Below are 10741 nucleotides of genomic sequence, written 5' to 3' on the forward strand. Positions count from 1 at the left end.
GGAGGCCCAACTGCTGTACTCGTTCGCGGCGCTGGCGGCGTTCGGCCTCGCGTCGCTGCTCCCGCAGAGCCCGCAGAACCTCGTCGCGCGCCTCGCGGTCGGCAGCCCGACCCTCGTCACCTGGCTCTCGCTCGCTGGCGTGCTGGTGGCTGCCGCCGCGGGATACGCCGCGCTTCGCTGGCTCGCCGGTAAGACCACGGGCTGAACTGCTCTCCGGAGAGCCCGAACGTTTTAGGTGGAGAATTTGCGACCCGGTCACGTGTCGCTCCGGAGACACCGAGTCGAGGACGCCGTCGCCGACGCCGTCGTGCGCGTTCTCAGACCGTCCGCGCGCCGCGTGCTGGTGAGCGCGCTGGCGACAGCCTGGACGACGTGGACCCGGTGGCGGACGTGGACGACGAGCGCGGGCCGCCACCCCGACGAGGCCGTCGAACATCACTTCTACTGGCCAGCCTACGAGTGGTCGCACACCGACTTCGTCGTCGGACCGTCGTCACTCGGGCTCGTGTTGACGTTCCTCGTCGGTGTGGCGCTCTGGTACCTGCCGGTGAGCGTCGTCGACGCCTCGCTTCAGATGCTGGGCCAGTGGACCGGACTCCGACAGCGGGTTCGCAGCGTCGCGCCGAGCGGTGGACGAATCGCGTGGTGGCTCGACGACCGCTGGCATCCATTCGGGCTGGTCGCGCTCGTGGCGTTCAGCCTGCCAGCGTCGCTGCTCCCGCCGCAGTCGCCGTTCTCGCTGTTCACCTACCCCGGAATCGTGGCGGTGCTGGACGTCGCAGGGCACCTCGGGACCGAGCGCTACCTCACGGACCGGATGGTCGGCCTCGTCGTGCCCGCGTCGTACCTCTGCTGGTACGTGGCGGGAGCTATCGGCTGGATTGGGTACCGGTGGCTGCGCTCGTGACGCGTCTGCCGGCTGGCCAACGACTTAGGCCCCGCGCCACGACGCTACCCGCATGGAGTACACGACGCTCGGCGACACCGGCATGGAAGTCAGTCGCATCTGTCTCGGCTGCATGAGCTTCGGGTCCTCGGAGTGGCGGCCGTGGGTCAAAGACGAGGACGAGGCGCGCCCGATCATCGAGCGCGCCATCGACCTCGGCGTGAACTTCTTCGACACCGCGAACATGTACTCCGAGGGCGAGAGCGAGCGCGTGCTCGGGAACGTCCTGGCGGACTACGACCGCGACGCGCAGGTCGTCGCGACGAAGGGGTTCTACGCGCTCGACGACGACGACCCGAACTCCGGCGGCCTCTCCCGGAAGTCCATCGAACACCAGCTGGACGACTCCCTGGAACGCCTCGGGATGGAGACTGTCGACCTCTACCAGACGCACCGCTGGGACTACGACACGCCCATCGACGAGACGCTCGCCGCACTCACCGACGCCGTCCAACGCAACAAGACCCGCTACGTCGGCGCGTCCTCGCAGTGGGCCCACCAGTTCGCGGACGCGCTCCACACGGCCGACCGCGAGGGCTACGAGCGGTTCGTCTCCATGCAGAACCACTACAACCTCGCGTACCGGGAGGAGGAACGCGAGATGCTGCCGCTGTGCCGGAAGGAGGGTGTGGGCGTCGTCCCGTGGTCGCCGCTCGCTCGCGGCTACCTCACGCGTCCCCACGAGGAGGTCCGTGCCACGGAACGCGGCTCGACGGAGGAGTACCTCTACGAGCACCCCTACCGGGAGGGCGGCGGCCCGGAGATCAACGAGCGCGTGCAGGAACTCGCCGCCGAGAAGGACGTCGAGATGGCGCAGATCGCGCTCGCGTGGCTGTTCCACAAGGACTGGGTGGACGCCCCCATCGTCGGAACCACGAGCATCGAACACCTCGAACAGGCCGTCGAAGCCCTCGACGTCGACCTCTCGGACTCCGACATCGACTACCTGGAGGACCCCTACGAACCGGTGCGGGTCTCCAGTCACGAGTGACGGATGCCGCAAGGGACGTACACGCTACTCGTCGAGGTCTCGGAGCCGGCGACCGTCGAGTTCGGCGCACAGGGCGCATACGACCTCGACGCCGGCTGGTACGCGTACACCGGGTCCGCGTTCGGCGCGGGCGGCCTGGAGCGCGTCGACCGCCACCGGGAGCTCGCTGCAGGGGAGCGGGACGGCCCGCCGACTCGGCCACGTCGATTACCTGCTCGGCCACCCGGAGTCGCGGGTCGACGCGGTCTACGTCACCGAGGACGAGGACGTGGAGTGCGAGACGGCGAGCACGCTCGCCGCGGCCGCTGTGCCAGTGCCCGGTCTCGGCGCCTCGGACTGCGACTGTGGGACGCACCTCGCGTACGCGCCGACACGTGGGACGCTCGCGGCGGCCGCTGGGGACTGCCACGAACGCCAGCGGTAGCTCCGAGGAACGGTTAGTCGGGCAGGTCGTGGCGGAACGTCTGGAACTCCAGCGTCCGCCCCTCGGGGTCCTCGCCGAAGAACTGGTAGATGTCGTACTCGTCGTTGACGCGCGGGTCGTCGGTCGCGACGTCGTCCAGTGCCGCTCGGCGCTTGTCGACGGCGGCCCGCGTGTCGTAGTATAGCGTCACGATGCCGTCGGTGTCTGGGTCGCCGTCGGCGTCACAGAACCCGAGTTTCAGGTCGTCGTGTCGGAGGATCGTGCAGCCGTCCTGTTCGAGCCACGTCTCGAAGCCGAGTCGCTGCCGGTAGAAGGAAACCACGCGCTGGCGGTCCGCCGTTCGGAAGAAGACGATGCCGCTCACGTCACTTCGACCCACGGCGTCGGGGTCGAGGTCACGCCGCGCACGCGGACTTCGCGGACGCCCCCGTCGGTCACCCGCACCTCCATCACGCCGTCGAACAACTGGCTGATGGTGTTGATGGTCTGGTCGTCGTGGCTCTCCGGGTCCACGGAGAACACGCCGAGCCAGCCCTGGGACTGAATCTGGCTCGTGAACACGTGCAGGAACCGGAACAGCCGCTGGATGTCGACGTACATCAACAGCGGCGACAGCGAGTCGAACCCGACGCGGAGGCGGTCGACGCCCTGGCCACCGGCGCTACGTGCGACCTCAGAGAACTCGATTCCCATGCCCGTGAGGTCGCCCGGCGAGGAGACGTACCGGACGCCGTCCCCGTCCGTAGCGCTGCCGCTCTGCGCGCTGACGCAGTCGATGACTCGAACGAAGTTCGGTGTCGAGCCGACCGCGTCCTCGTACTCGCGAACGACCTCCTCGGCCGGGTCGCGTGACGTCACGACGACCGCGCCCTCCCCGTCGCGCTCGCCGCGCGCGAGCAACTCCAGCAGGAGGTCTCGCTTGCCGGACATCGCCGGCCCACTCAACAGGAGGTTCGTGCCGTCGTCGAACCCGGCGACGAGTTCGGCCGGCAGGACCCCATCCACGTTGTACGTCATTATTCCAGGCGAAACCGACACCTCTCGAGGCGTTGTTTCGCTTGGTGCTACTGGAACGGAGACACATAAGTATGTGCGGGATGGCGTTCACTCCGCCGGGTTTCCGGGCCGTCGACCGACCGCCAATCCAATTCTCTGCAGGAAACTGCTGTGTTCTCGGACGGGCGGAACGGGGCCCGGGGCGACCAGATGATGCGGGTTCCCAGTGCCGCTGAAGGGGGACTCGTCGTTCGGGCGGGACTGAGGTTCACTCTCGGCACCGGCCCTGGCCGTGTTCCCGCACGTGGTCACGACGCAGCAGCGGCCACGTTCGCGGCCTCGTTGAACCGCGCGATGTTCGTGTCCTCGCCGACGACGACCAGCGCGTCGCCGGTTCGGATCCGGAACGTCGGGCCGGGGTTCGAGATCACGTCGCCGTCCCGCTGGACAGCGACCACCGTACACCCAGTCTTCGCCCGGATGTCGGCGCTGGAGAGCGTCTGGCCGACGAACGCCGGGGCTTCGGTGCGCACGATGTCGATCTGTTTGTCCAGCGCCATCACGTCCTCGTCGAGGATGGTCTGGGCGAGCATCCGGCCGGAGACTGTCGCCAGCGCCAGCACGTAGTCCGCCCCCGCGGCGTACAGCTTCCTGATGCTCTCCGTCTCGTTCGCGCGGGCGAGAATCTCGACCTCGTCGCTTGCCTCCCGCGCGACCAGCGTCGAGAACACGGTCGCCGTGTCGTCGGCTAGCGCGAGCACAAGCGCGTTCGACTCGTCGATGCCGGCGGTCTGCAGCGTCCCCTCCTCCCTGGCGTCCCCGACGACGTCTACGCCTGGCAGGTCCTGCAGGTCGACGACCCTGGTGTCGATGTCCTCCTGTTCGAGCGACTGCCGGACGGCGGTCCCGACCTCGCCGTACCCCGCGACCATGACTCGCTCGACGTCCTGGCGGTCCCGTCCGGCGACAGTTCGCTGTCTGAACGACTCCAGCGCTTCGTCGGGGCCCGCGACGAGCAACACGGTGTTTCTCGAGAGCCTTCGCTCCGGGTCGATCGACCCGACGAACTCGCCCGCGAACCACGCGCCGACGACGTTCACGTCCTCGCGTTCGAGGACGCCCGTGTACGCGAGCGACCGGCCGTCGAGTTCGCTGCCGTACTGCACGGGCATCTCCACGATCTCGTAGTCGTCGCCGATCTCGACGGCTTCCCCGAGCCGGGACGTGATCGTGTCGACGACGTTGCGGGCGAGACTCCGGCCCAGGAGCTCGCGGGGGCTGAGCACGCGGTCCGCGCCCGCGTACCGGAGGTAGTCCGCCAGCGACGGATCCTCGACGAAGCACACCGTCTGGACGTCCGGCGCGATCTCGTCGACGGTCAACGCGATGGTGGCGTTCCGTTCGTCGCTCTCGTCGAGCACCACGGTGCGGGCGGCCGAGGCGTTCGCGCGCTCGAGCGCCTCGATGGACTCCGGGTCGCCGTGGATCGCGTTCCAGCCGTCCTGGGAGAGGTCCAGCGCCATCTGGCGGTCGTCGGTCAGGACGACGTACTCGACGCCCTGCGCGTCGAGTTCCGTCGCGAGCGTCTCGTCGCGCGCGCCGAAGCCACAGATGACGACGTGCCCCTCGAGGTCGACGCTCGTCGGCGGGTCGGCTTCGAGCGTCTCCTCGATCCACGGCACGACGAAAAGCGGCAGCGTCAGGAAGATGAGGAAGACGCCGCTGAGCTGCATGAACACCACCAGCACCAGCATCACCGTGGACTCCCACGGCGCGTACGCGCCGTAGCCGGTGGTGGTGAACGTCTGGGCGACGAACTGAACCGCCTGCGCGTAGCTGAGGGTCTGGCCTTCGAACGCCGCCATTCCGTGCTTGAAGGAGACGGCGTACCCCGCAGCGACAGCCAGAATGAGTCCGATGTAGGAGATCGCGCGACGCCCCTGTCTCGACATCGCTCACCCGTAGCCACGCCGCGGACTTAAACCCCGAACGTTGAGAAGGCTGGCCACCCTCGCCGACGTATGGGAGTCGCCGACCTCCTCGTGCACGGGGCACTGGGGCTGTGGCTGGGTAGCATCGTGTTCTTCTCGCTGATCGCCGCGCCCGCGCTGTTCGACGAACTCGGCCAGGAGCGCGCCGGCGACGCAGTCAACGTCGTGTTCCCGAAGTACTACGCGTTCGGCGTCGCGATGGGCGTCGTTCCGCTCGCCGTCTGGACGGCCGGGCCGTTCGTCGTCGACGTGCCGAGTCCGCACCGCGTCGCGCAGGCCGGAGTCGTCATCGCGTTCGTCGCGAACGCCTACGCTCGCTTCAGCCTGATTCCGAAGATGGAGGCCGCCGGGTCCGAGGCGTTCGCGACCTATCACAAGCAGTCCGTCGGCCTGAACGTCGTCGCGCTCGTCGGTGTCGCGGCGGCGTTCGTCGTCGGTCATCTCTGAGCAGTCACGGCTGACTCCGCGGGTTCTCGCTCGCTGCAGCTACCAGTCGCCGTTAAGACGCGGCGGTGAGACCGCTCGTGCATGCGTCCGTATCTCGCTCTCGCGCTCGCAATCGCGTCGGAAATCGTCGGCACGACCGCCCTGAAGTTCGCCGACGGGTTCTCGAACCTCGCTCCCACCGCCGTCGTAGCGGTCGGCTACCTGAGTTCGTTCTACTTCCTCGGCGCGACGCTGGAGGAGCTGCCGGTCGGTCTCGTGTACGCGACGTGGTCGGGCGTCGGTATCGTCGGCGCCGTCGGCGCTGGCGTCGCGTTCTTCGACGAGAGCGTCGACCTCGCCGCAGTCGCCGGAATTCTGTTGCTGCTAACGGGGGTGTTCGTGTTGAACGTCTACTCGGAGAGCTACTCGCCGGCCCACTGACGTCCAAGACGACCGAAACTCGGAACGCCGCTCTCCCGACGAGAGGGACCTGTTCGGCGGTGAGGTCCTGCCGGAGACGCTATCGGCGGTGAGGTCCTGCCGGAGACCCTGTCGACGGTCGTCGCGCGCTCCCGTCGTCACCGAAGAGGCCGGCATCGACCCCGAGGACGTCCGTGCGAGCGTCCTCTCGAGCAGCCGCCTGTTTCGCCGATATGCGCCCGACGGGGCCCTTCGGCTGTTCGGCTGGTAGCCGACAGGGCCAAAAAGCCCTCCCCGGAGGCCGCGGTAGGCTCACTCGGTATGGCGACGACACTCACCGTCGACGGCATGGGTTGTTCGGGCTGTGAGGACATCGTCGAGAACGCGCTCACCGACGTGGCCGGCGTGGGGGACGCCGACGCGGACCACGTCGCCGGCGCTGCGACCGTCGAGGGGAACGCCGCTCCCGGGGATCTCGTGGAAGCTGTGGACGTCGCGGGCTACGAGGCGACTGTCGTGGAGTGACGACTAATTACTTTAGTCTCCGAAATAGTTATAATTTTAGACCCTGCTGGTTCGGACATGGGAAAGCGAGACGAGATGACTGGCTTCCAGCGAGACCTCCTGTGCATCCTCTGCGGGATGGACGACCCGAAGGGCATGGAGGTCCAGTCGGAACTCGAGAACTACTACGGATCGGAGGTGTTGCACGCGCGCGTCTACCAGAATCTCGACTCGCTCGTCGAGCGCGACCTGGTGGAGAAAGGCGAGCGCGACTCGCGCACGAACTACTACCGCATCACGGACGCGGGACGAGACCTCATCGAGGACGTCATCACGTGGAAGCGACAGTACACGGAGGGCGTCACCGCCGACACCGTCTAACGACGACGACGCAGGCGACCACACCGGCGACCGGTGCACGGACCGCCCCGACCGAGGGGGTAGGTTACCGTTTGGTAACTGGCTCACACCGGCGTTACCGAGTGCTAAAGGGGGCGGCGACCGTTTACTTGGATAGATGACCACGACCGACGAACTCGTCCAGGACCTCCCCCCGAGCGCGAAGCTGGTGCTGAAAGTACTGGAGTACAACGGCGGGCTCACACAGAAACAGATCGTGGAGAACTCCCGGCTGTCCCAGCGGACCGTTCGGGACGCCCTCGACCGGCTCCAGGACGCCGACATCGTAGAGAAGGACATCTACATTCCGGACGCGCGCCAGAACCTCTACCGCCTCACCGTCGAGGACGTCGGGGAGGAGCCCGCCGAACAGGGAACGGAAATCGAAGCCGCTCTCGACTGACTGCGTTACTGACGGGAACTCGCGACTGCCGACTTGCTGACAGTCGTCTGGGGCCCGCCCGGGTTTTCACTGCGTGGATTCCACCAGCCTAGACGACTGACGCGGCTTCCTCCTCGACGGGCTCGAGGTGTTGTTCGCCCCAGTCCGCGAGCGCGAAGATGACCGGTTCGAGGGACGCTCCGAGGTCGGTGAGCGAGTACTCCACGCGGACCGGTTTCTCGCTGACGATGGTGCGGGAGACCACGCGTTTCTCTTCGAGGTCGTCGAGGCTCTCGGAGAGCACCTTGCTGGAGATGCCGTCGACTTCCTCCTGGAGGTCGTTGAATCCCAGCGGGCCGTTTGCGAGCAGTCTGTGGATGATGACGGGGTGCCACTTCTTGCCGACGAGTGCGGTGGTCGCGGTTATCGAACACCAGCCGTCGCCGGGGCACCACGCGGGCAACTGCTCGGTTTCGCTCATGGAGACCGCTACGTCCGTCGACCAGTTAAGGGTACCTCACGATAGCTAGTTACCGGTAGGTAAGCCAATTCGACTCGGGGCATCCGCGAGCGCGGGCCGCTTCGTCGCTCGCTCATCGCAACGAGCAACTGGCGAGAGCCGCTCAGGCCTCGAGTGCTTGTTCGCCGAGCTCGGAGAGCTCGTCCCAGCCGGTGAGCCGTGATATTTCGGCCACGACGTCGTCCAGGTCGGCGTTCGTTTGTTCCTCGCCGACGGTCCACTCGCCACCGCTCTGCAGCGCCTCGAACGCGCGGTCGTCGTTCTCGTCGTAGTAGATGGGCACGCCGGTGGCGTCGACGCCGAGGAGTTCGCCGTCGTCGACCGTTCTTGGCACGTCCGCGAGCGGGTCTGAGGAAGCGTTCGAGTTCGCGTCGGCCATACTATGTGTGTTAGTCTCATGCGAACAAGTACTCACTGGTTGCGTCGACGGTCGACTCGCTTCGTCGGTCGACTACGCGACCTCGTTCCGTCGGCCAGGCTGGCAGCCGGTGCCGCGCGAACAGGAACCTTAACGGTCGGCGCGACGACACGAAGTGGTATGCCGGACGCCCTCCTCGACAGAGCCGCCCGTACGGCCGGCCGCGTCTCCACGTACGCTCTCGTGCCGTTCGCCCTGACGCTGCTCGCCATCGACAACGTCGCGCAAACGGCCGCGGCCAGCGGGTTCCACATCTCCGTGAAGTTCGCACTGCCGACGGCGGTCCCAACGCTGTGGACGGTCTTCGACCCGCCCGCGTCCGGAATCAACTTCGTCACACCGACGTCACTGTCCCTGCTGCCGGTGTACCTCCTCGTCGACGCCGCGCTCACCGCGGGCTACCTCGGCGGCATCCACGACGCCGGCAACGGGTCCAAGACGGACTTCGTGGACAGCGCGGCCTCGGACGCGCTCCCCATTCTGGGGGTGCGCATCGTCGAGTTCGTGGTCGTCGGCGCGTTCGCGCTGCTCGCCGTGGGCGGCGGCGTCGCGACCGCACTCCTCGCTTTCCCGTTCCTCCTGCTCGCGGGCTACGTCCTCTGGGGCGCTCCGTTTCTCGTCGTCGCGCGCGACCAGTCCGCGCTCGACGCCGTCGCGTGGAGCGTCGAACTCGCGCTCAACAGCAGCGACTACCTCTCGTTCTCTATCGGGTTCGCGGTCGTCGCCGCGCTGGTCTCGGTCCTCGTCTCGCTGTTGCTCTCGGCGGGCGGCCTCGTCGCGGTCGTCGTCATGACGGTGGTGATCGCGTACCCCGCACTGATCGCGTCTGCGGCCGCGATGCACGTCGTCGACGACGCTGCGGCGCGGTCTCGCGGCGCTTAAGTCGCGGTACCGCCTAGCCCGGGTCGTGCAGAACGTCACGGACCGCACCAGCAATCCGTTCGGGATGCGGCCGCCCTGCGAGCAGGCCGTCCCCGGCTACGGGGACGCGAACGCGGACTTCCACGTCGTCGGCGACCATCCCGGCGTCCACGGCGGCGTCGAGTCCGGCGTCCCCTTCAGTGGGACGCCAGCCGCCGAGCGGTTCAGGACCGCCCTGTCCGCCGCGGGGCTCCTCGACGAGGACGGCGAACCAGCGAACCTCTTCCTCTCGTATCTCCACCTGTGCGTCCCCGACGGCGACCCGACGCCACGCGACTACACGGAACTCGAACCGTTCTTCGACGCGGAACTGCGCGCAATCACCGCCCACGTCCTCCTGCCGGTCGGCGAGCGCGCGACCCGCCACGTCCTGGAGACGTACACCGCAATCGACCCGGACGGCGTCGAACTGGCCGACGTTCACGCGTCCGAACTCCACGGGAGCGGCTGGCTGGTCGTCCCCGCACTCGACCCCGCCGACTGGGACGACGGCGCCGAGGACGCGTACGTCGACGCGCTCCGGGCGGTCCGCGAGGCGGACTACCAGCGCGAGGCCGACCTCGGTCGGTTCCTCGTCGGCCCGGAGTCCTTCCGCGTGCGGTGACCGGACAGTCGTGCCGAGTCAGGTAGCCATTTATCCGCGCGTCGACTATCCGGCGTCGTGCACCAGATCCAGTTGACGAACGCCGCCTTCGAGGGGCAGAACAGCGTCTACCTCCTCGGGCGCGACGACCCCGGTGCGCCGACGACGCTCGTGGACACGGGCGTCGCCACGCCCGCCGTCGAGGCGGAACTCCGGGACGCGCTCGCAGACCGCGGCGTGTCGTTCGCGGACGTCGACCGGGGTGTTGCTCACGCACTGGCACTCCGACCACGCCGGCCTCGCCGCCGCGATCCAGGCCGCCGGCGACGCCGCCGTCTACGCTCACGAGGCGGACGCGCCGCTCGTCGAACCCCCGGGCGACGACGTCCACGACCTCGTCGCCAAGCAGGAAGCCGCCATCGCCGACTGGGGGATGCCCGCGGACACGCAACGCGACCTCCTCGCGTTCATGACCGACCACCGCGACCTCAGCGGCGGGCCCGTCGACGTCACGCCCGTGGCCGACGGCGACACGCTCGCAGCCGGCGCCTTCGACGTAGACGTAGTTCACCTCCCCGGGCACGCCGCCGGCCTCGTCGCGTACGTCTTCGAGCGCGACGGCCGCCGGGAGGCGTTCGTCGGCGACGCAATCCTGCCGAAGTACACGCCGAACGTCGGCGGCGCGGACGTCCGCGTCGACCGGCCGCTCCAGCGGTACCTCGACAGCCTCGAGCGCGTCCAGTCGCTGGACCTGGACCGCGCGTGGCCGGGCCACCGCGGCGCGATTTTCGCGCCCGCCGACCGCGCACGCGACATCGCC

General features: G+C 68.1%; 16 protein-coding genes and 2 pseudogenes. 12 read left to right on the top strand and 6 right to left on the bottom strand.

Features of this window, described 5'->3' with window-relative positions:
• From GRX66_RS12305 to GRX66_RS12320, 4 genes and pseudogenes are all read left to right on the top strand, one after another.
• Positions 1-205 (top strand): annotated as a pseudogene (locus tag GRX66_RS12305) (ABC transporter permease); the annotation flags it as partial.
• Positions 206-259: 54 nt separating this feature from the next.
• Entirely contained in the window at positions 260-907 is a 648-nt protein-coding gene (locus GRX66_RS12310; RefSeq protein WP_159526828.1) for a hypothetical protein, read from the top strand.
• Positions 908-959: 52 nt separating this feature from the next.
• The gene (locus GRX66_RS12315) at positions 960-1937 is read left to right on the top strand and encodes an aldo/keto reductase (RefSeq protein ID WP_159526829.1); all 978 of its coding nucleotides are present in this window, start codon (positions 960-962) and stop codon (positions 1935-1937) included.
• 3 nt (positions 1938-1940) lie between these two features.
• A pseudogene (locus tag GRX66_RS12320) lies at positions 1941-2361 on the top strand (GIY-YIG nuclease family protein).
• Between the two features lie 13 nt (positions 2362-2374).
• Here GRX66_RS12320 and GRX66_RS12325 read toward each other — a convergent pair.
• The 3 genes from GRX66_RS12325 to GRX66_RS12335 all read right to left on the bottom strand — a co-directional run bounded on the left by GRX66_RS12325 (position 2375) and on the right by GRX66_RS12335 (position 5309).
• Positions 2375-2725 (bottom strand): VOC family protein, encoded by a 351-nt coding sequence (locus tag GRX66_RS12325; protein ID WP_233745494.1) that lies wholly within the window; start codon positions 2723-2725, stop codon positions 2375-2377.
• On the bottom strand, positions 2722-3378 hold the full coding sequence (locus GRX66_RS12330; protein WP_159526830.1) for an RAD55 family ATPase: 657 nt from the start codon (positions 3376-3378) through the stop codon (positions 2722-2724). The genes GRX66_RS12325 and GRX66_RS12330 overlap by 4 nt, the downstream gene beginning before the upstream one ends.
• Positions 3379-3665: 287 nt before the next feature.
• Entirely contained in the window at positions 3666-5309 is a 1644-nt protein-coding gene (locus GRX66_RS12335; RefSeq protein ID WP_159526831.1) for a potassium channel family protein, read from the bottom strand.
• Between the two features lie 69 nt (positions 5310-5378).
• On the opposite strand from GRX66_RS12335, the gene GRX66_RS12340 reads away from it, so the two are divergent.
• The 5 genes from GRX66_RS12340 (at position 5379) to GRX66_RS12360 (ending at position 7500) form a co-directional block, all read left to right on the top strand.
• On the top strand, positions 5379-5795 hold the full coding sequence (locus tag GRX66_RS12340) for a DUF4149 domain-containing protein (RefSeq protein ID WP_159526832.1): 417 nt from the start codon (positions 5379-5381) through the stop codon (positions 5793-5795).
• An 81-nt stretch (positions 5796-5876) separates the two neighbouring features.
• Positions 5877-6215, top strand: a complete 339-nt coding sequence (locus GRX66_RS12345; RefSeq protein ID WP_159526833.1) for a DMT family transporter — start codon at positions 5877-5879, stop codon at positions 6213-6215.
• 300 nt (positions 6216-6515) lie between these two features.
• Positions 6516-6719, top strand: coding sequence for a heavy-metal-associated domain-containing protein (locus tag GRX66_RS12350; RefSeq protein ID WP_159526834.1), 204 nt, complete (start codon positions 6516-6518; stop codon positions 6717-6719).
• Between the two features lie 57 nt (positions 6720-6776).
• Positions 6777-7079 (top strand): archaellum operon transcriptional activator EarA family protein, encoded by a 303-nt coding sequence (locus GRX66_RS12355; protein ID WP_159526835.1) that lies wholly within the window; start codon positions 6777-6779, stop codon positions 7077-7079.
• Between the two features lie 136 nt (positions 7080-7215).
• Complete coding sequence (locus GRX66_RS12360; protein WP_159526836.1) at positions 7216-7500, top strand: helix-turn-helix transcriptional regulator; 285 nt, start codon at positions 7216-7218, stop codon at positions 7498-7500.
• A gap of 88 nt (positions 7501-7588) precedes the next feature.
• Here GRX66_RS12360 and GRX66_RS12365 read toward each other — a convergent pair whose 3' ends face one another.
• Entirely contained in the window at positions 7589-7960 is a 372-nt protein-coding gene (locus GRX66_RS12365) for a winged helix-turn-helix transcriptional regulator (RefSeq protein ID WP_159526837.1), read from the bottom strand.
• Between the two features lie 142 nt (positions 7961-8102).
• Positions 8103-8378 carry a hypothetical protein gene (locus GRX66_RS12370; protein ID WP_159526838.1) on the bottom strand — a complete coding sequence of 92 codons (276 nt, stop codon included), beginning with the start codon at positions 8376-8378 and terminating at the stop codon, positions 8103-8105.
• A 159-nt stretch (positions 8379-8537) separates the two neighbouring features.
• Between GRX66_RS12370 and GRX66_RS12375 the strand changes: the two genes are divergently transcribed.
• Both GRX66_RS12375 and GRX66_RS12380 read left to right on the top strand, forming a co-directional pair.
• The gene (locus GRX66_RS12375; RefSeq protein WP_159526839.1) at positions 8538-9299 is read left to right on the top strand and encodes a hypothetical protein; all 762 of its coding nucleotides are present in this window, start codon (positions 8538-8540) and stop codon (positions 9297-9299) included.
• A 25-nt stretch (positions 9300-9324) separates the two neighbouring features.
• Positions 9325-9942 carry a uracil-DNA glycosylase family protein gene (locus GRX66_RS12380; protein WP_325064091.1) on the top strand — a complete coding sequence of 206 codons (618 nt, stop codon included), beginning with the start codon at positions 9325-9327 and terminating at the stop codon, positions 9940-9942.
• A gap of 45 nt (positions 9943-9987) precedes the next feature.
• Here GRX66_RS12380 and GRX66_RS20015 read toward each other — a convergent pair whose 3' ends face one another.
• Positions 9988-10194: a hypothetical protein gene (locus tag GRX66_RS20015; RefSeq protein ID WP_233745495.1), complete on the bottom strand. Its 207-nt coding sequence runs from the start codon at positions 10192-10194 to the stop codon at positions 9988-9990.
• Between GRX66_RS20015 and GRX66_RS12385 the strand changes: the two genes are divergently transcribed.
• Positions 10184-10741: MBL fold metallo-hydrolase (locus GRX66_RS12385; protein ID WP_325064092.1), on the top strand; the 558-nt coding region annotated here is incomplete at its 3' end. The genes GRX66_RS20015 and GRX66_RS12385 overlap by 11 nt on opposite strands.

Source organism: Halobacterium bonnevillei, from assembly GCF_009831555.1.
Lineage (GTDB): Archaea > Halobacteriota > Halobacteria > Halobacteriales > Halobacteriaceae > Halobacterium > Halobacterium bonnevillei.

Coding starts and splice junctions, on each gene's coding strand:
- GRX66_RS12350 (WP_159526834.1), top strand. CDS start 6,516: ATGGCGACGACACTCACCGTCGACGGCATGGGTTGTTCGGGCTGTGAG.
- GRX66_RS12365 (WP_159526837.1), bottom strand. CDS start 7,960: ATGAGCGAAACCGAGCAGTTGCCCGCGTGGTGCCCCGGCGACGGCTGG.
- GRX66_RS12345 (WP_159526833.1), top strand. CDS start 5,877: ATGCGTCCGTATCTCGCTCTCGCGCTCGCAATCGCGTCGGAAATCGTC.
- GRX66_RS12370 (WP_159526838.1), bottom strand. CDS start 8,378: ATGGCCGACGCGAACTCGAACGCTTCCTCAGACCCGCTCGCGGACGTG.
- GRX66_RS12355 (WP_159526835.1), top strand. CDS start 6,777: ATGGGAAAGCGAGACGAGATGACTGGCTTCCAGCGAGACCTCCTGTGC.
- GRX66_RS12315 (WP_159526829.1), top strand. CDS start 960: ATGGAGTACACGACGCTCGGCGACACCGGCATGGAAGTCAGTCGCATC.
- GRX66_RS12360 (WP_159526836.1), top strand. CDS start 7,216: ATGACCACGACCGACGAACTCGTCCAGGACCTCCCCCCGAGCGCGAAG.
- GRX66_RS12375 (WP_159526839.1), top strand. CDS start 8,538: ATGCCGGACGCCCTCCTCGACAGAGCCGCCCGTACGGCCGGCCGCGTC.
- GRX66_RS12340 (WP_159526832.1), top strand. CDS start 5,379: ATGGGAGTCGCCGACCTCCTCGTGCACGGGGCACTGGGGCTGTGGCTG.
- GRX66_RS12335 (WP_159526831.1), bottom strand. CDS start 5,309: ATGTCGAGACAGGGGCGTCGCGCGATCTCCTACATCGGACTCATTCTG.
- GRX66_RS12330 (WP_159526830.1), bottom strand. CDS start 3,378: ATGACGTACAACGTGGATGGGGTCCTGCCGGCCGAACTCGTCGCCGGG.